This is a genomic window from Mycolicibacterium thermoresistibile (assembly GCF_900187065.1).
Lineage (GTDB): Bacteria > Actinomycetota > Actinomycetes > Mycobacteriales > Mycobacteriaceae > Mycobacterium > Mycobacterium thermoresistibile.
Genome location: NZ_LT906483.1, coordinates 226,319 through 243,897, shown reverse-complemented (window position 1 = coordinate 243,897; position 17,579 = coordinate 226,319). Strand labels below are relative to the sequence as shown.

Sequence of the window (17,579 nt, the reverse complement as noted above, 5' to 3'; positions counted from 1 at the left end):
ACTGAGCGGGTGGCCCGCTCCTCCAAACTCCCTCTCGACTTCCACCCCGACCTGCGCCGGCTCGCCCGGTTCATCCCCCGGCAGGCGGTGTCGCCGGTGACGTTGCCGTTGATGCGGCTGGCGACCCGGCCGATGACCCGTCGCGCACCCAGGGATATCGAGGTGCTGACATTGTCGTCCGGAATCGGGATCCGGTTGTTCCGGCCGCCCGGCGGCGGCACCGGTGCGGCGATGCTGTGGATCCATGGCGGCGGATACGTCATCGGGTGCGCCGCGCAGGACGACGCACTCTGCCGGCGCTACGCCCGGGAACTGGATGTCACCGTCGCGGCGGTGGACTACCGGCTCGCTCCGGAGAATCCGTATCCGATCCCCCTGGAGGACTGCTACGCAGCGCTGCTGTGGCTGACTCGGCTGCCGACGGTGGACCCGCAGCGGGTGGTGATCGCCGGCGGCAGTGCCGGCGGCGGGTTGGCAGCCGCGCTGGCGTTGCTGGCCCGCGACCGCGGTGAGGTCGCACCGGTCGCCCAGCTGCTGGTGTATCCGATGCTCGATGACCGCACGTTGCACCGCACCGACCTGGACCACCCGGGTCTGCGGCTGTGGAATCAGTCGAGCAACAGGTTCGGGTGGTCGGCTTATCTCGGCGACGCCGACCCGGAGGTCGCGGTGCCGGCGCGGCAGACGGATCTGGCCGGGTTGCCGCCGGCGTGGATCGGTGTGGGCACCTACGACCTGTTTCACGACGAGGACCTCGCGTACGCCGAGCGGCTCCGGGCGGCCGGGGTGCCGTGTGAGGTCGAGGTGGTTCCCGGGGCCTTCCACGGCTTCGATGCGATCGCCCCGCGGGCCGGGGTCTCCCGGCAGTTCTTCGACAGCCAGTGCGCCATGCTGCGGGGTCTGCTCCGGCCGGAGGCGGCCTGACCGGCGGGGTCCGCCGGTACCCGCGCTTGGAGTCACACCCGTCACGCGCCATACTTGACACGTGTCATATTCGGTAGCCGACGAACAGCGGGCGTTACGCGAAGCTGTCGCCGACCTCATGGAGAAGCGCTCGTCGGAGCAGCAGGTGCGGACGTTGATGGCGTCCGACACCGGCCACGATCCGGCGCTGTGGCAGGAGCTGGCCGGGATGGGTCTGCTCGGCCTGGTGATTCCCGAGGACCTCGGCGGATCGGGCGCGGGACCGGTCGAGCTGGGCATCGTCGCCGAGGAGATGGGCCGCGCGCTGCTGTGCGGGCCGTATCTGTCCAGCGCGGTCATGGTGCCGTACCTGCTCGACGAGCTCGGCGCCGGTGACGAACGGGCGGCGGTGCTGCCGAGGATCGCCGCCGGGGAGCTCATCGCCACCGTGGCCTATGCCGAGGGCACGTCCTCGGCGCTGATCCCCGACGTGCCGGCGACCACCGCCCGCGGCACGGGCGACGAGTGGCGGCTCACCGGCGAGAAGACGTTCGTGCTCGACGCGCCGACCGCGGCGGTGTTCTACGTGCTGGCCGCCACCGATGCGGGGTCCGCGGTGTTCGCGGTGGAGCGTGACGCGGCGGGCGTCACGATCGACCCCCTGACCACCGTCGACCTGACCCGCAAGATGGGCCGGGTCCGGTTCGCCGACACCCCGGCGCGCCCGGTCGGCGCCGCGGGCTCCGGGGCCGGCGCGCTCGGCGCCGCGCTCGACCGCTCCGCGGTCGCGCTGCTCGGCGATCAGGCCGGCGGCGCGCACCGCGCCATGCGGATGGCCGTCGACTACGCCAGGACCCGGTTCCAGTTCGGCCGGGCGATCGGCAGCTTCCAGGCGGTCAAGCACATGTGCGCCGACATGCTGCTGGAGGCCGAGTCCGCGGTGTCGGCGGCCCGGCACGTCGCCGCGGCCTTCGCCGACGAGGCGCCCAACCGGTTCGCCGATCTCGCGCTGGCCCAGGCGTATTGCTCGGACGCCTACGTCTACGTCGCCGCCACCAACATCCAGGTGCACGGCGGCATCGGCTTCACCTGGGAGCATCCGGCGCACCTGTATCTGCGGCGGGCCCGCACCGACGCGCAACTGTTCGGCGATCCGGCCTGGCACCGTGAGCGCTACCTGCAGCGGATTGGAGCCTGACATGAGCGAGTTGACCGACGATCAGGTCCGGACCGAGGTCCGCGAGTGGCTGGCCGCGAACTGGAAACCCGGGATGGACCGCGCCGAATGGGCCCGGCTGGTGTTCGAGGCCGGCTGGGCGGTTCCCAGCTGGGAGCCGCAGTGGTACGGCCGCGGCCTGACCGACCCCCAGTCCCGCATCGTGGCAGCCGAATTCGCTGCGGTGGGCGCCCCCGGCACCGGCCACGACCGGGCCAACCTGTTCGCCTGCACCCTGCACGATCTGGGCACCGAGGAGCAGAAGCGGCGGCTGATCCCGCCGTCCATCCGCGGTGAGACCCGGTGGTGTCTGCTCTACAGCGAACCGGGCGCCGGATCGGACCTCGCGGGTCTGCGCACCCGGGCCGAACGGGACGGCGACGAGTGGGTGATCAACGGGCAGAAGGTGTGGACGTCGTTCGCCCAGACCGCCGACTACGGACTGCTGGTCGCCCGCACCGACTGGGATGTGCCCAAACACAAGGGCATCAGCTTCTTCATGCTGCCGATGAAGCAACCCGGCATCGAGGTGCGGCCGATCCACCAGATCACCGGGGAGTCGGAGTTCAACGAGGTGTTCATCACCGACGCCCGCTGCCCGGCGGAGAACATGGTCGGCCGGCCCGGCGAGGGCTGGTCGGTGCTGCAGGTCGCGCTCGGCTATGAGCGGCGGCTGATGGGTGATCTGGCCCGAACCTCGAAGGCCAGCCGCAAACCCAAGGACGACCCCGCCCAGCAGCGCAACGCGCTGGTCGAGATGGCCCGGGAGGCCGGCAGACTCGATGATCCCTACATCCGGCAGCGGATCGCCCGGATGGACGAGTTCGCGGCGGTCAACCGGTGGAACACCCAGCGGTCGAAGGCCACCCGCGACAAGGTGGAGTCGTTGACGTTGCAGGCGCTCGGCAAGATCGCGATGTCGCGGATCCTGCACGAGACCGCGCGGGTGCAGACCGAGATCGTCGGCGCCGAGTCGATGCTGGCCGGCCCGGACCATCCGATCGGTGACGGTGTGACGTTCCGCACGCTCAACGCGTATTTCACGTCGATCGGCGGTGGGACCGACCAGGTGCAGCGCAACATCGTCGGCGAACGGGTGCTGGGCCTGCCCAAGGAGCCGGATCCCTACCGGGATCAACCCTTCCGCGACCTCCCCCACTGAGTTCCGAACTGCCGCGAGCGTCCGTGTCTGTACGCGACACGCCGATGGCTGCCGTACTTTTGCGGACGCTCGCGGCCGTTTCCATTTCATCAGGCTGATCGAAACCGTATCGCCGCGCCCTCCCGCCCGGCGACCATGTCCCTCATCCACGGCGAAGGCCGTGACGCCCACATCAACCGAGCGTTTCGAGGGACACTTCATGACTGCCAGCCTTGACCACGCGCCTGCCGTAAACCCCTCGGCAGTGCCGTATTTCGACGAACAGCGGTTTGAAGCTCTGGCCGCCGAGTTCCGGCCGGTCTTCGACCGCATCCGGGCGGGCGCGGTTCAGCGGGAACGGGACCGGGAGCTCCCGTTCGAGCAGATCGGCTGGCTGAAGGCGGCCGGCTTCGGTGCGGTGCGGCTGCCGGTGTCCGCCGGCGGCCGCGGCGCCACCATCCCCGAGCTGACCCGGCTGCTGATCGAGCTGTCGACCGCGGATTCCAACATCACCCAGGCCCTTCGCGGCCATTTCGCGTTCGCCGAGGACCGGCTGGTGGCCGCACCCGGCCCGGGGCGGGACCGCTGGTGGCAGCGGTTCGCCGCCGGGGATTTGGCCGGCAACGCCTGGACCGAGATCGGCGACGTCGTGCTCGGCGAGGCCAACACCAAGGTGGCCCCGAGCGGGGACCCGGGCACGTTCGTGGTCAACGGCCAGAAGTTCTACAGCACCGGCAGCATCTTCGCCGACTGGATCGACCTGTACGCGCAGCGCACCGACACCGGGGAGTTCGTCATCGCCGCGGTCGACGCACACGCCGACGGGGTGACCCACGCCGACGACTGGGACGGGTTCGGCCAGCGCACCACAGGGTCGGGCACCTCCACCTACCGCGACGTGCGGGTTCCGGCCGAGAACCTCATCCCGTTCGCCACCCGGTTCCGGTATCAGACCGCGTTCTACCAGTTGTTCCACCTCGCAACCCTGGCCGGCATCGCCCACGCCGCCACTGCCGAACTGGCCCAGCGGGTCCGGGGCCGCACCCGCACGTTCAGCCACGGCAACGCACCCCGGTACGCCGCCGACCCGCAGATTCAGCAGGTCGTCGGGGAGGTGATGGCGGCCGCGTTCGCCGCCGAGGCGATCGCCCTGCGGGCGGCCGAGGACGTCGAACGCGCCCACCGCGCCGCCCTGGCCCGGAACGCCGGCGCCGGCGACCCGGTCCGCGACAAGAAGGCCAATGTGGCCGCCGAACTCGCCACCGCCCGCGGGCAGGTGGTCGCGACCGACCTGGTGACCCGTGCCACCTCGAAGCTCTTCGACGCGCTCGGCGCCTCCGGTGTCCGCGACGAGTTCGCCCTGGACCGGTTCTGGCGCAACGCCCGCACCGTGTCCAGCCACAACCCGACGGTGTTCAAGGCCAAGGTCATCGGCGACCACGAGATCAACGGCACCGAACCGGTTTACGTCTGGGCGATCGGCACCGCGCCGCTGCCCAGGCCCTGACACCTCCCCGCCATCCCGAAAGGTCTCATCATGTCCACCGAACGCATCGCCGATCACGTCACGTTCGCCTACTGGGTGCCCAACGTCAGTGGCGGCCTGGTCACCAGCGACATCGAACAACGCACCGACTGGAACTACGACTACAACGCCGAACTCGCCCGGACCGCCGAGAACAACGGTTTCGAGTACGCGCTGACCCAGGTCCGCTACGAGGCCAGCTACGGTGCCGAATACCAGCACGAGTCAACCAGTTTCAGCCTGGCGCTGCTGCTCGCCACCCAGCGGCTGAAGGTGATCGCCGCGGTGCATCCCGGGCTCTGGCAGCCGGGTGTGCTGGCCAAGCTCGGCGCGACCGCCGATCAACTCTCCGGCGGCCGGTTCGCCGTCAACGTGGTGTCCGGCTGGTTCAAGGACGAGTTCATCCACCTCGGCGAGCCGTGGCTGGAACACGACGAAAGGTACCGGCGCGCAGCGGAGTTCCAGCAGGTGCTGCGCAAGATCTGGACCGAGGACGACGTGGACTTCCGCGGCGACTTCTACCGCATCCACGACTTCACCCTCAAACCCAAGCCGGTCAACACCCCGCAGCGGCCGCATCCGGAGATCTTCCAGGGCGGCAACTCCACCGCCGCCCGCCGCAACGGCGGTTACTACGCCGACTGGTACTTCTCCAACGGCAAGGACTTCGACGGCGTCACCGAACAGGTGGTGGAGGTGCGCGAGCACGCCCGCGCCGCCGGTCGGGAGGTCAGGTTCGGTCTCAACGGGTTCATCATCGCCCGGGACTCGGAGAAGGAGGCCAAGGACACCCTCCGCGAGATCATCGCCAAGGCCAACCGGCCCGCGGTGGAGGGTTTCCGGGCCGCGGTGCAGCAGGCCGGCAACTCGACACCGGACAAGAAGGGGATGTGGGCCGACTCCACGTTCGAGGATCTGGTGCAGTACAACGACGGCTTCCGCACCGGGTTGATCGGCACCCCCGAACAGATCGCCGAACGCATCGCCGAGTACCGCAAACGCGGGGTGGACCTGATCCTGGGCGGCTTCCTGCACTTCCAGGAGGAGATCGAGTACTTCGGCGCGAAGGTGCTGCCGCTGGTCCGCGAGATCGAGAGCGCCGACTCCGCCGACCGGGAACTCGTCGGCATCCAGTGACCCGGAGGGTGATGACATCGTGACGATCAAACTGCACTGGTTCCTGCCCACCTACGGCGACAGCCGGCTCATCGTCGGCGGCGGCCACGGCACCCCGGCGGGCGCCGCCGGGGGCGACCGGGACGCGTCGATCGACTACCTGGCCTCGATCGTGCGGGCCGCGGAGACGTTCGGCTTCACCGGGGCGCTGATCCCGACCGGCGCCTGGTGCGAGGACGCGTTCATCACCGCGGCGCTGCTGGCCCGGGAGACCACCTCGCTGGGGTTCCTGGTGGCGTTTCGGCCCGGTCTGGTCAGCCCGACCCTGTCGGCGCAGATGGCGGCGACGTTCGCCCGGCACGCCCCGGGCCGGATCCTGCTCAACGTCGTCGTCGGCGGGGAATCGCACGAGCAGCGGGCTTTCGGCGACCATCTCGACAAGGATGAGCGTTACCGGCGGGCCGACGAGTTCCTCGAGGTGGTGCGCCGGTTGTGGGCCGGGGAGACCGTCACGCTCCACGGCCGGCACATCCGGGTGGAGGATGCGGCCCTGCCGACCCTACCGGATCCGGTGCCGCCGTTGTATTTCGGTGGCAGCTCGACGGCCGCCGGCCCGGTGGCGGCCCGGCATGCCGACGTGTACCTCACCTGGGGTGAGCCGCCGGACGCGGTACGCGAGAAGATCGACTGGATCCGCACCCTGGCCGCTGCCGAGGGCCGGCGCGTGCGGTTCGGCATCCGGTTGCACACCATCTCCCGGGACACCGCCGACGAGGCGTGGGCGCAGGCGGACAAGCTGATCGGAGCGCTCGACGAGCACACCGTGCGGGCCGCGCAGGCCGGGCTGCGCCGCAGCGAATCCGAAGGGCAGCGCCGCATGCTGGCGCTGCATCAGGCCAACCGGGCCGACGGCAGCTGGCGGTCGGCGCGGTCGCTGGAGGTGGCGCCCAACCTGTGGGCCGGGGTCGGCCTGGTGCGCGGCGGCGCCGGCACCGCGCTGGTCGGCAGCCACGCCGAGGTCGCCGACCGCATCGCCGAATACGCGGCCGCCGGCATCGAGGAGTTCATCTTCTCCGGGTATCCGCACCTCGAGGAGCTGTTCTGGTTCGGCGAGGGGGTGGTGCCGATCCTGCGGTCCCGCAACCTGTTCGACGGTGCCGGCGACCGCAGCCCGGTGCCGGCGGCGATCCCGTTCGTGGGGGCCGCGCGGTGACCGAACCGCTGACCATGGCCCGGATCGTCGACACCGCCGAGGCCCTGGCGGTGGCCGCGCGGCTGTCGGGGTCGTTCGCCGCGGAGGCGAGCACCCGCGACGCCGAACGTCTGCTGCCCTATGAGCAGGTGTGCGAGTTGAAGCGGTCCGGGCTGTTGACGCTGAGCGTGCCGGCCGAACACGGCGGCCTCGACGTGCCGGCGACGGTGCTGGCCGAGGTGTTCCGGCTGCTGGCGCACGGTGATCCGTCGGTGGCGCAGATTCCGCACTCGCACTTCACGTTTCTGGAGGTGTTGCGGCTGCAGGGCACCGAACGGCAGCGCGGGTTCTTCTACGGTCTGGTCCTTGAGGGTGCGCTGTTCGCCAACGCCCAGTCCGAACGGGGGCCGCATCCGATCGACGTCGACACCACCGTGCTGTTGCGCCGCGGCGCCGGGGATTACCTGCTGACCGGACGCAAGTTCTATTCCACCGGTGCGCTGTTCGCCGACTGGATCGTGGTGCGGGCCTCGGTGCCGGCCGACGCGGCGGATGCGCCCACCGCCGCCACCCCCAAGGCGGTGGCATTCGTCCCGCGGCATGCGCCCGGCCTCACCGTGATCGACGACTGGGACGGGATGGGGCAGCGCACCACCGCGTCCGGGTCGGTGACGCTCGACGAGGTGCGGGTGCCGGCCGACCATGTGGTGCCGTTCACCCCGATCTTCCGCCGGCCGACCGTCTACGGCGCCCGCGCACAGCTGTGGCATGCCGCGCTGGACGTCGGGATCGCCACCGCAGCACTGGAAGAGGGGGTACGTCTGGCGGCCCGTGCCCGGCCGCATTTCGAATCCGGGGCGCCGGTGGCCACCGACGATCCGACGCTGATCCAGAGTGCCGGCGAGGTTGCCGTCACGGTGCGGGCCGCGCAGGCGTTGCTCGGCGAGGCGGCACGGGCGGTCGACGCCGCCACCGCCGATCTCACCGAGGACACCGCGGCCGCGGCGTCGATCGCGGTGGCGACGGCCAAGGTGGCCGCGGAGCGGGCGGCGCTGCGGGCCTCCACCGCGCTGTTCGAGCTGGGCGGTACCCGCAGCGCGACGGTGAGTGCGAACCTGTCCCGGTTCTGGCGTGATGCGCGCACCCACACCCTGCACGATCCGACCCGGTGGAAGCTGCACCACATCGGCCGGTACCTGCTGTCGGGGACCCGGCCGCCCCGGCACGGCCAGCTGTGATCACACCGGTTTCTGATACACCGGTTTCCCGCCGACGATCGTCGCGCTGACCAGTTCGGCGCTCAGCTCCCGCAGCACCCGGTCGGGCGGCGCGGACAGCACACACAGATCGGCCGGCTGACCGGGTTCGACGGTGCGCGGCCGGGTGGGACGGTCCGCGGTGCCGAAGAACATCCGCAGCGCGGTCCCGGCGTCGATGCGTTCGTCGGCGCCGAGCACCGCGCCGCTGCCGGTGGTGCGGTGCACAGCGGCGCGCATGGCGGCCCACGGGTCGGCGTCACCGAACGGGGCGTCGGTCGACAGTGCGGTCGGAATGCCGGCGTCCAGCAGTGATTTCAGCCGCCACAGCTCATGGTGCTCGTCGGCGGGCACGTCGGTGCGGTACTGATCACCGCGTTCGGCGATGAAATTCGGTTGGGTCACCACCGTCAGCCCGAGGGCGGCGATCTCCTCGAGGCTGTCGTCGGGCACCACCGCGGCGTGTTCGATGCGGTCCTGGGGATGGGTGCCGACGGCCCGCAGCGCGGTCAACGTCACCACCAGTTGGGCCGCGGTCACACAGTGGATCGCGACGGCCCCGCCGGCGGCGTGCCGGGTCGCGATCCACTCGGTCAGCTCGGTGAGGTCGAGCCGGTCGTCGTGCAGGATCCGTTTGCCGGGGGCCAGACAGTTCACCCGCTGGCTGAGGTTGCCCCGGCGGTTCATCCCCGTCAACCGGACCACGTCGCCCACATCCAGTCCCGGGGTGGCGTCGGTGACCCCGGTGACGCCGTAGCGGGTCAGCTCCGCGCTGAGGTCGGCGATTCGGGTTTCGCGGCGCTGCAACGAATTCGACCAGTCCGGGTCGGCGCTGCGCAGCCGGCCGTCGGGATGGTCGGGCATCCCGATGCGGGCCAGGCCCGCCGAGTTCAGCGTCCACAGCACGCCGCTGCGGTGCTGCACCCGCACCGGCACATCGGGTGCGATCTCGTCGAGCGCACGCCGATCCAGTGACCCCGCGACCGCCTCGTGATAGCCGATCGCCCGGATCCAGCCGTCGTCACCGGGTTTCGCGGCGGCGAGCACATCGGCCAGCTCCCGGCGGGACCGGACCTGCCCGGGCCCGACCCGAACCGAGTCGAGTGCCGCGGCGGCGGAGTAGACGTGCAGGTGGTGATCGTGCAGGCCGGGGATGACGGTGCCGAACCCGGCGTCGAACACCTCCTCGTCCGGCCGCGGCGCCAGCCCGGCGCCGACCTCGGCGATCCGCCCGGGATCGACGCGGATGTCGACGGTGCGGCCGTCGAGCAGGGTGGCGTGCCGGATCAGCATGGGCTGACCGATCTCTCGGCGATCAACTGGTCCACAACGGCGTTGTCGGCGCCGAGTGGCCGGGCCGGCGGCACCGGCGCCGGTGGCCTCAGCGCCGGCACCGGCCGGGGCGCCGGCGGCAACGCGGCGTAACCGGCGGCGGTGGCCGCCATCGACACCTCGATCAGCTCGCCGCCGCCGCGGTGCAGCGCCTCGACGGCGGCCAGGGCGGCGTGCAGCCCGGTCAACGGGTCGGCGATGGCGTCTCCGCAGAACCGCGGTCCGTCGGCGGTGGTGCCGACCAGACCGCCGGAGACCGCCGCGTCGTCGCCGAAGGCGACCCAGTCGGCGCGTTCCCCGCACGTGCCGTGACCGCTGATGCGCAGCCACACCCGGCCGGGCCGCGCGGGGATGTCGTCGGGGCCCAGGCCGCGCCGGATCAGAGCGGCCGGCCGTGACCCCTCGATCACCACATCGGCCGCCCCGAGCAGCGCCCGCAACGGTTCGGGCTCGTCGAATGTGGCGGCGTAGCTGAGCTTTCCGGTGTTCATCCAGTCGAAGAACACAGATGGTCCGGATCGGGTGCCGTCGGGGCGGGTGGGGCTCTCCACCTTGACGACGGTCGCGCCGGCCCGCAGCAGCAGTTGGCCGCACAACGGCCCCGCCCACATCGAGGACAGGTCGGCGACCAGCAGACCGCGGGCGGACCGTGCCCCGGCCGGCAGCCCGAGCCGGCGCACGACCGGTGGCGCGGCAGCGGTTTCGCCGAGAACCGCGGCGGGCAGGCCGAGCAGCCGGGCGCGGGCGATGGCGTCGGCGGCGGGCTGCCGGGCGGTCCAGGCGGTGACCGCCGGCCACGGATCGTCGGGGTCGACATCGGATTCGTCCGCCTCGATCAGCGCGGGCACCGCGGCGATGTCGTCGGCACGGGACAGGGTGAGCGCGCACCAGCCGTCGGCGGCCTCCAACAGCCGGGTGGCCCCGCCGGCGGATCTCCGGCCGTCGGGGGCGATCCCGAGCAGCGCGGCCCGGCCGGTGAGCAGTTCCTCGGCGTCGACGGCGATGCCGGTGAGCTCCGCCAGCCGGCCGGCGATGCCCTGGGCGTGCGCCAACACCGCGGGTGGGATGTCGAGCGCACACATGCCCCCATTGTGGGTCACGGGCGCCGCCGGCTCAGCCACCCGGCTCAGAACAGCAGGGCGGTGAACCGCCAGTCGAGCACCTGACGGTCGGGATCGCCGACGGCGTGCACCAGCGAGCGCAGCCGCAGCACCCCGCCCCGGTCACCGGGGAGCGGTTCGGCGGCCTCGATGTGCAGTTCGCTGTAGAGGGTGTCGCCCTCGTACACCGGGCCGGTGTGGTCGCAGGACTCCCAGCCGAGCACGGTGACCAGGTTGGGCAGCAGGCGGGTGGCCTGCGCCAACGCCAGCCCGATGGTGTGCCCGCCGTAGACCAGCCGCTGCCCGCCGGCACGTGAATCATGGTGGGTGGCGGCGATGTTCAGGGTCAGCCGGGCGAGCTCCGGGGCGCTGCTGACCACGTCGGCGGTGCTGTGCAGCACCGTCCCGGCCAGACCCGGGTCGAAGTGCGGGCCCGGCACCTCGGCGCGGTACACCTCGGCGTTCCAGGACGCGGTCGGATCGTCGACCGGCAGCGGGTCTGTCCCGATCACCGACAGATCGTCGGCGTGTCCGGTCTCCCCGGCGTCGGGGCTCAGGGGCAGCATCGCGCACCGGTGGAAGTCCAGGATGAGCCGTCCGGCGTCGTCGACGGTGGTCATCCGCAGCGCCGCCAGCCCGGTGGGCGCCCGGCCCGGTCTGCGGGTGTTCTCCCGCAGACCCACCACCTCGGTGCGGGTGAACAGGGTGTCTCCGATGACCGGATAGCGGTGGAACCGCAGTCCCCGGTAGAACAGGTTGGCCTTGACCCGCTGGGTGACCAGGGTGGACTGCCCGATCGCCACATCGCACACCAGGGCGGGGTGGGCGAGCGGGCCGGCCGATCCGGTCACCGCGGCGGCGAGCTCGGCGTCGAGGGCGAGGCGCAGCCGGTCGCCGAGGATGGATTGGTGCACGGCCGCGGCGCCGGCCGTCAACGTCATCGACGGGGCCCAGTCGAAGACCTGACCGACGCGCAGATCGTCGAAATAGGGACCGCCCGGAGTTTGGCCGTACAAAGTCACGCGGTTGATGCTGCAATGGAGCCGCCGGTATGTCAATATGGCCGTACATTTTCGACGAGTAGGGGACGACGGTGACGGCACACCTCAACGATGAAGAGACCATGCTGGTCGAGACGGTGCGGGCGTTCATCGACCGCGACGTCAAGCCCACCGTGCGCGAGGTCGAACACGCCAACGAATATCCGCAGGCGTGGATCGAGCAGATGAAACGCATCGGCATCTACGGGCTGGCGATCCCGGAGTCCTACGGCGGCTCACCGGTGTCGATGCCGTGTTATGTCGAGGTGACCCAGGAGCTGTCGCGCGGCTGGATGAGCCTGGCCGGGGCGATGGGCGGGCACACCGTGGTGGCCAAACTGTTGACGCTGTTCGGCACCGAGGAACAGAAACAGCGCTACCTGCCGGCGATGGCCACCGGCGAGATCCGCGCGACCATGGCGCTCACCGAGCCCGGCGGCGGATCGGATCTGCAGAACATGACCACCACCGCGCTGCCCGGCCCCGGCGGCGGCCTGGTGATCAACGGCGCCAAGACCTGGATCAGCAACGCCCGGCGCTCCGGGCTGATCGCGTTGTTGTGCAAGACCGATCCCGACGCCACCCCGCGGCACCGGGGCATCTCGGTGGTGCTGGTGGAACAGGGCACCACCGGGCTGTCGGTGTCACGCGATCTGCCCAAACTCGGCTACAAGGGGGTGGAGTCCTGCGAGCTGGTCTTCGACGACTGCCGGGTGCCGGCCTCGGCGATCCTCGGCGGTGAGCCCGGCAAGGGCTTCACGCAGATGATGAAGGGCCTGGAGACCGGGCGCATCCAGGTCGCCGCCCGCGCGCTGGGAGTGGCCACCGCCGCCCTGGAGGACGCCCTGGCCTACGCCCAGCAGCGGGAGAGCTTCGGCCAACCGATCTGGAAGCATCAGGCCATCGGCCACTACCTGGCCGACATGGCCACCAAACTCACCGCCGCCCGCCAGCTCACCCGCTACGCCGCCGAACGCTACGACAGCGGCCAGCGCTGCGACATGGAGGCCGGCATGGCCAAACTGTTCGCCTCCGAGGTCGCCATGGAGATCGCGCTCAACGCCGTGCGCATCCACGGCGGCTACGGCTACTCCACCGAATTCGACGTGGAACGCTACTTCCGCGACGCCCCGCTGATGATCGTCGGCGAAGGCACCAACGAGATCCAGCGCAACGTCATCGTCAGCCAACTCGTGGCCCGGGGCGGGATCTGACCGGTGCGTCCCCGGCCGGCCTATCAGGTGCTGCGGGACCGGCTGCGCGACGATATCGCCGCCGGCCGGTACCGCGACGGTACTCGGTTGCCCACCGAGTCCGAACTCATGGCGCAGTACGGGGTCTCGCGGCAGACCGTGCGTCGCGCGTTCCAGGATCTGGTCGCCGAGGGCAGCGTGTACCGGGTGCCGGGGCGCGGCACCTACGCCGCCGACCGGTATCTGCGGCAGTTCGGGTCGATCGAGGATCTGATGGCCCTGTCCGACGACACCACGATGGAGGTGAGGTCGGGGCTGCGACGCCGGGTGGACGTGGACGCCGCCAGCCGGTTACGGCTCGACGACGACGTCGTCCACACCGTGGTGTTCCGCCGGTTGCACGCCGGGGCGCCGTTCGTGTCCACGGTGGTGCATCTGCCCGATCGGGCGGCCCACCACCTGCACGGCTGCGCGGAACTGAGGACCGGCGCGGTGAGCACCCACACCGTCATCGGGCTGCTGGAGCCGCATCTGGAGGAGCCGATCGACCAGGCGGCGCAGTCGATCACGGTCGCCCCGGCCGACGACGACACCGCCGACGCGGTCGGCGTCGAACCCGGTCATCCGATGCTGCGGATCGACCGGTTGTACAGCGACCGCACCGGCCGGCCCGTCGAATTGTCGGTGAGCCACTTCCTGCCCGAGCAGTACACCTACCGGGTGACGTTGCGCCGAGAGTGATTTCGGCGTGCTGACGATCGCTGAGCGAACGTGAGCACGCCGAAATCACGAGGAGACGGCGTCGACCAGACCCCAGCGCAGCGCCGTGACGGCGTCGATGCGGCGGCCGGTGAGCACCAGATACGCCGTCCGCCAGCGGCCGATGCGGCGGGTGATGCTGACACACCCGCCGGCCCCCGGGATCAGCCCCAACTCCAACTCGGGCAGCCCGAACACGGCGTCCGGATGCGCGGTGACATGCCCGCAGAACGACGCCATCTCCAGCCCGCTGCCCAGCACCAGGCCGTGCACCTCGGCACGACACCGCGGCCCCAGCCGTTCGGTCAGCTCGGCGAGCACCAGCGCCGGGCTGTGGCGGGTGCGGGCCAGATGCGCGCCGGCCGGATCGTCGAACGACCCGAATTCGGCCAGATCCCCGCCGCTTCCGAACGACGGCCCGTTACCCGTCAGCACCACCTCGGTGACCGACGGGTCCAGCCGCGCCACCTCCAGCGCCTCGAGCAACGCGGCCCGGGCATCGGTGGAGAACGCGTTGTGCCGCTGCGGCCGGTTGAACACCACCCGCAGGGTGTCGCCGTCGCGGGTGGCCAGCACCGGGTCGGGCAGCTGCGGCACCGTCTTCGGCCCCCGCTCGGCCAGCCAGCGCGCGAACTCCGATCCGGACTGCAGCGTCGAGTAGGCCAGCGACTCGGTGATCACCCCGGACCGCGTCGGCCCGTCCGGATCGATCGAGCGCAGCACGTCGTCGCACACCGCCGCGGTCTGCGGCCACTTCCCGCAGCGTTCCCGCAGCAGGTCCAGCGTGTCCTGCACCGACTCGACGGTGACGGCGCGGCGGTCGTCGGTCGGTTTTTCGGTCAGGGTGAATGTCGCGTCGTCGACCGGCTCCCCGAGCCCGATCACCACACCGTCGGCCAGTTGCAGGATGCTCACGAATACTTCTTTATCAGCTCCTGTTTGTAGAGCTTGCCGGTGTCGGTGCGGGGCAGCTGCTCCTCGAAGGAGATCGACCGCGGGCACTTGTAGTGCGCCAGCCGGTCGCGCAGCCACTCGATCAGCTCGGCGGCCAGCTCATCGGACGCCTCCGACGGATCGACCAGCTGCACAACCGCTTTCACCCGCTCGCCCATCTCCTCGTCGGGCACCCCGAACACCGCGGCGTCCATCACCTTCGGATGGGTGACGAGCATGTTCTCGGCTTCCTGCGGGTAGATGTTCACCCCGCCGGAGATGATCATGTGGTGCCGGCGGTCGGTCAGGTACAGGTACCCGTCCTCGTCGACGTAGCCGACGTCGCCCACGGTGACCCAGCCCTTCGGATGCCGCGACGCCGCGGTCTTCTCCGGGTCGTTGAGGTATTCGAAGCTGTTGCCGCCCTCGAAGTAGATCTCGCCGGGCTGACCGGGCGGCAGCTCGTTGCCGTCCTCGTCGAGGATGTGCACCGCACCGAGCATCGGCTTGCCGACCGAGCCGGGGTGCTGCAGCCACTCCTCGGCGGAGATCAGCGTCGACCCGTGCGCCTCGGAGGACGCGTAGTACTCGTCGATGATCGGGCCCCACCAGTCGATCATCTGTTTCTTGATCTCGACCGGGCAGGGCGCGGCGGCGTGGATGACCCGCTTGAGGCTCGACACGTCGTAGGAGTTGCGCACCGATTCGGGCAGTTTCAGCATCCGGGTGAACATCACCGGCACGAACTGCCCGTGGGTCACCCGGTACTTCTGGATGGCCTCCAGGCAGCGTTCCGGGTCGAACTTCTCCAGCACCACGACGGTGACGCCGGCCGCCTGCGCGCTGATCGACCACATCGACGGTGCGGTGTGGTACAGCGGCGCCGGGCTCAGATACACCGAGTCGGGCGGCTGCATCCAGACGTTCACCAGCATCGACAGCATGCCGGGCGCCTCCGACGGCGGGACGTGCGGCAGTTCGCGTTTGATACCCTTGGGCCGGCCGGTGGTGCCGGACGAGTACTGCAGCAGGTCGCCCTCGAGTTCGTCGGCGATCGGCGTATCGGGCTGACCGGCAACGCATTCCGGGTAGCGCTGCCAGCCGGGCAGATCCGAGTCGGTGATCATCCGCAGCTCGGGCAGCCCGCCCGGGAGATGCTCCCCGAGATCGGCGAGGGTGTCACGCAGCGCGGCGGATCCGATGATCGCCTTGGCGGCGCTGTTGTCGATGATGTAGGCGGCCTCGGCGGCGGTCAGATGGGTGTTGATCGGCACGTAGTACAGGCCGCTGCGACGGGCCGCCCACATCGCGGTGAAGATGTGGTCGTTGTTCTCCATCAGGATCGCGACGGTGTCGCCTTCGCGCAGCCCGTTCTCGCGGAAGAAGTGCGCGAGCCGGTTGGCGCGGGCCTCGAGTTCGCCGAACGTCACGACCTTGTCGGACGGATACAGAATGACGGCGGGCTTGTCAGGCGTCGCTTCGGCATGCTCGCGGATCTGCATGCCATGACTTTACGATGCGTCACTTGACACCTGTCAACCGGTGCGGGATCACGCCGCCGACGCGTGATGACCGAAAGGATTGACGCCCAGGTGGGAACGGGTAGCCGTGGCCCGGAATGCACCCGACCCGAAAGCAGTCATGCCCGAGGAGTCCCAACTCACGTCCGCAACCGAACTCGCCGTCACCCTCGCCTGGGTGGCCGGCGCCGTCACCGCCGCCTATTTCCTGGGAATGGGCCTGTCCTGGGTGTTGCACCGGGTGGGCCGGCGCAGCGTCGTCCTCGCCGACATCGCGCTGCTGACCCGCCACCCCGTCCGGGTGATCCTGATGATCATCGCCGCCGGGATCGCGCTGCAACGCGCCGACACCGAAGCGCCGTGGCGCGGCGGGGCCGACCACCTGCTGCGCATCCTGCTCATCGGGGCGATCACCTGGATGATCGCCACGCTGGTACAGGTAGCCGAGCGGCGGGTGATCGCCCGCTTCGCCGGCGGTGACACCGGGTTGACCGATGCCGACCTGCACCGCCGCCGGGTCCGCACCCAGGTGACGGTGCTGCGCCGGCTGACGGTGGCGATCGTGGTGGTGCTCGGCACGGCCGCCGCGCTGATGACGTTCCCGTCGTTCGCCGACATCGGCACCACGCTGTTCGCCTCGGCCGGAGTGCTGTCGGTCGTCGCCGGTCTGGCCGCCCAGACCTCGCTGGGCGCGATGTTCGCCGGGCTGCAGATCGCCTTCTCCAACGCGATCCGGGTCGGCGATGTCGTTGTCATCGAGAAACAGTGGGGCCGTATCGAGGAAATCACGCTGACCTACGTGGTGGTCACCATCTGGGATGAACGCCGGCTGATCCTGCCGTGCACCTACTTCACCACCACCCCGTTCGAGAACTGGACCCGCAACGCCACCGAGGTGATGGGGCTGGTGGAACTCGACGTGGACTTCACCGTGCCGCTGGACGAGATGCGCGCCGAACTCGACCACATCCTGGCCGCGAACGACGATCTGTGGGACGGCCGGCTCGGCGTGCTGGAGGTCACCGACGCCACCGGCGGCCACGTACGGGTCTGGATCACCCTCAGCGCCCCGAATTCCAGCGCGCTGTGGGGTCTGCGCACGGCCGTGCGTGAGGCGATGGTCAAGTGGTTGCAGCGGCAGGGCACCGGGGCGCTGCCGCGCTGGCGGTTCGAGCCGGCCACGGCCGCCCCAGCGGGCGGGCCGCAGCGGGGGCTCGCCTATTCACGCCGTCCCAGCGGGGAGGGGCTGTTCTCCGGCAGCGCCGAGGCCCAGCAGCGGGCCCGCACGTTCGAAGGCCCCGCCGGATGACGGCCCCCGGGCGACGCCGGGGTGCGATCGTGTGACTGCTCGCG

General features: G+C 70.6%; 15 protein-coding genes. 10 read left to right on the top strand and 5 right to left on the bottom strand.

The features are described 5' to 3' along the window. Positions 1–9 precede the first annotated feature (9 nt). The 7 genes from CKW28_RS01075 to CKW28_RS01045 all read left to right on the top strand — a co-directional run bounded on the left by CKW28_RS01075 (position 10) and on the right by CKW28_RS01045 (position 8,331). Positions 10–924 (top strand): alpha/beta hydrolase, encoded by a 915-nt coding sequence (locus CKW28_RS01075; RefSeq protein ID WP_003924479.1) that lies wholly within the window; start codon positions 10–12, stop codon positions 922–924. A gap of 61 nt (positions 925–985) precedes the next feature. After that, positions 986–2,101 (top strand): acyl-CoA dehydrogenase family protein, encoded by a 1,116-nt coding sequence (locus tag CKW28_RS01070; protein WP_040546237.1) that lies wholly within the window; start codon positions 986–988, stop codon positions 2,099–2,101. Between the two features lies 1 nt (position 2,102). Then, positions 2,103–3,281: an acyl-CoA dehydrogenase family protein gene (locus CKW28_RS01065; protein ID WP_003924481.1), complete on the top strand. Its 1,179-nt coding sequence runs from the start codon at positions 2,103–2,105 to the stop codon at positions 3,279–3,281. A gap of 199 nt (positions 3,282–3,480) precedes the next feature. After that, positions 3,481–4,767 (top strand): acyl-CoA dehydrogenase family protein, encoded by a 1,287-nt coding sequence (locus CKW28_RS01060; protein ID WP_081475436.1) that lies wholly within the window; start codon positions 3,481–3,483, stop codon positions 4,765–4,767. 30 nt (positions 4,768–4,797) lie between these two features. Then, entirely contained in the window at positions 4,798–5,922 is a 1,125-nt protein-coding gene (sfnG, locus tag CKW28_RS01055) for a dimethylsulfone monooxygenase SfnG (RefSeq protein ID WP_003924483.1), read from the top strand. 19 nt (positions 5,923–5,941) lie between these two features. Then, positions 5,942–7,114, top strand: a complete 1,173-nt coding sequence (locus tag CKW28_RS01050; RefSeq protein ID WP_003924484.1) for an LLM class flavin-dependent oxidoreductase — start codon at positions 5,942–5,944, stop codon at positions 7,112–7,114. A 14-nt stretch (positions 7,115–7,128) separates the two neighbouring features. Continuing rightward, complete coding sequence (locus CKW28_RS01045) at positions 7,129–8,331, top strand: SfnB family sulfur acquisition oxidoreductase (RefSeq protein ID WP_040546280.1); 1,203 nt, start codon at positions 7,129–7,131, stop codon at positions 8,329–8,331. Here the strand turns inward: CKW28_RS01045 and CKW28_RS01040 are convergent, their stop codons facing one another. From CKW28_RS01040 to CKW28_RS01030, 3 genes are read right to left on the bottom strand one after another with little or no spacing between them, the layout of a single operon-like run. Continuing rightward, positions 8,332–9,642 (bottom strand): amidohydrolase family protein, encoded by a 1,311-nt coding sequence (locus CKW28_RS01040; protein WP_003924487.1) that lies wholly within the window; start codon positions 9,640–9,642, stop codon positions 8,332–8,334. Beyond that, positions 9,636–10,763, bottom strand: coding sequence for a CoA transferase (locus tag CKW28_RS01035; protein WP_003924489.1), 1,128 nt, complete (start codon positions 10,761–10,763; stop codon positions 9,636–9,638). Before CKW28_RS01035 ends, CKW28_RS01040 begins: the two co-directional genes overlap by 7 nt. 44 nt (positions 10,764–10,807) lie before the next feature. Then, positions 10,808–11,803: a MaoC family dehydratase gene (locus CKW28_RS01030; protein WP_040546238.1), complete on the bottom strand. Its 996-nt coding sequence runs from the start codon at positions 11,801–11,803 to the stop codon at positions 10,808–10,810. Positions 11,804–11,874: 71 nt separating this feature from the next. On the opposite strand from CKW28_RS01030, the gene CKW28_RS01025 reads away from it, so the two are divergent. Together CKW28_RS01025 and CKW28_RS01020 are read left to right on the top strand one after the other, a co-directional pair. Next, positions 11,875–13,035 carry an acyl-CoA dehydrogenase family protein gene (locus CKW28_RS01025; RefSeq protein ID WP_003924491.1) on the top strand — a complete coding sequence of 387 codons (1,161 nt, stop codon included), beginning with the start codon at positions 11,875–11,877 and terminating at the stop codon, positions 13,033–13,035. Positions 13,036–13,038: 3 nt separating this feature from the next. Next, entirely contained in the window at positions 13,039–13,755 is a 717-nt protein-coding gene (locus tag CKW28_RS01020) for a GntR family transcriptional regulator (RefSeq protein WP_003924492.1), read from the top strand. A 45-nt stretch (positions 13,756–13,800) separates the two neighbouring features. Here CKW28_RS01020 and CKW28_RS01015 read toward each other — a convergent pair whose 3' ends face one another. Next, entirely contained in the window at positions 13,801–14,688 is an 888-nt protein-coding gene (locus CKW28_RS01015; protein WP_003924493.1) for an enoyl-CoA hydratase/isomerase family protein, read from the bottom strand. Then, the gene (gene fadD4, locus CKW28_RS01010) at positions 14,685–16,208 is read right to left on the bottom strand and encodes a fatty-acid--CoA ligase FadD4 (protein WP_003924494.1); all 1,524 of its coding nucleotides are present in this window, start codon (positions 16,206–16,208) and stop codon (positions 14,685–14,687) included. The genes CKW28_RS01015 and fadD4 overlap by 4 nt, the downstream gene beginning before the upstream one ends. 139 nt (positions 16,209–16,347) lie before the next feature. On the opposite strand from fadD4, the gene CKW28_RS01005 reads away from it, so the two are divergent. Next, positions 16,348–17,535 (top strand): mechanosensitive ion channel family protein, encoded by a 1,188-nt coding sequence (locus CKW28_RS01005; RefSeq protein ID WP_003924495.1) that lies wholly within the window; start codon positions 16,348–16,350, stop codon positions 17,533–17,535. The last annotated feature ends 44 nt before the right edge of the window (positions 17,536–17,579 follow it).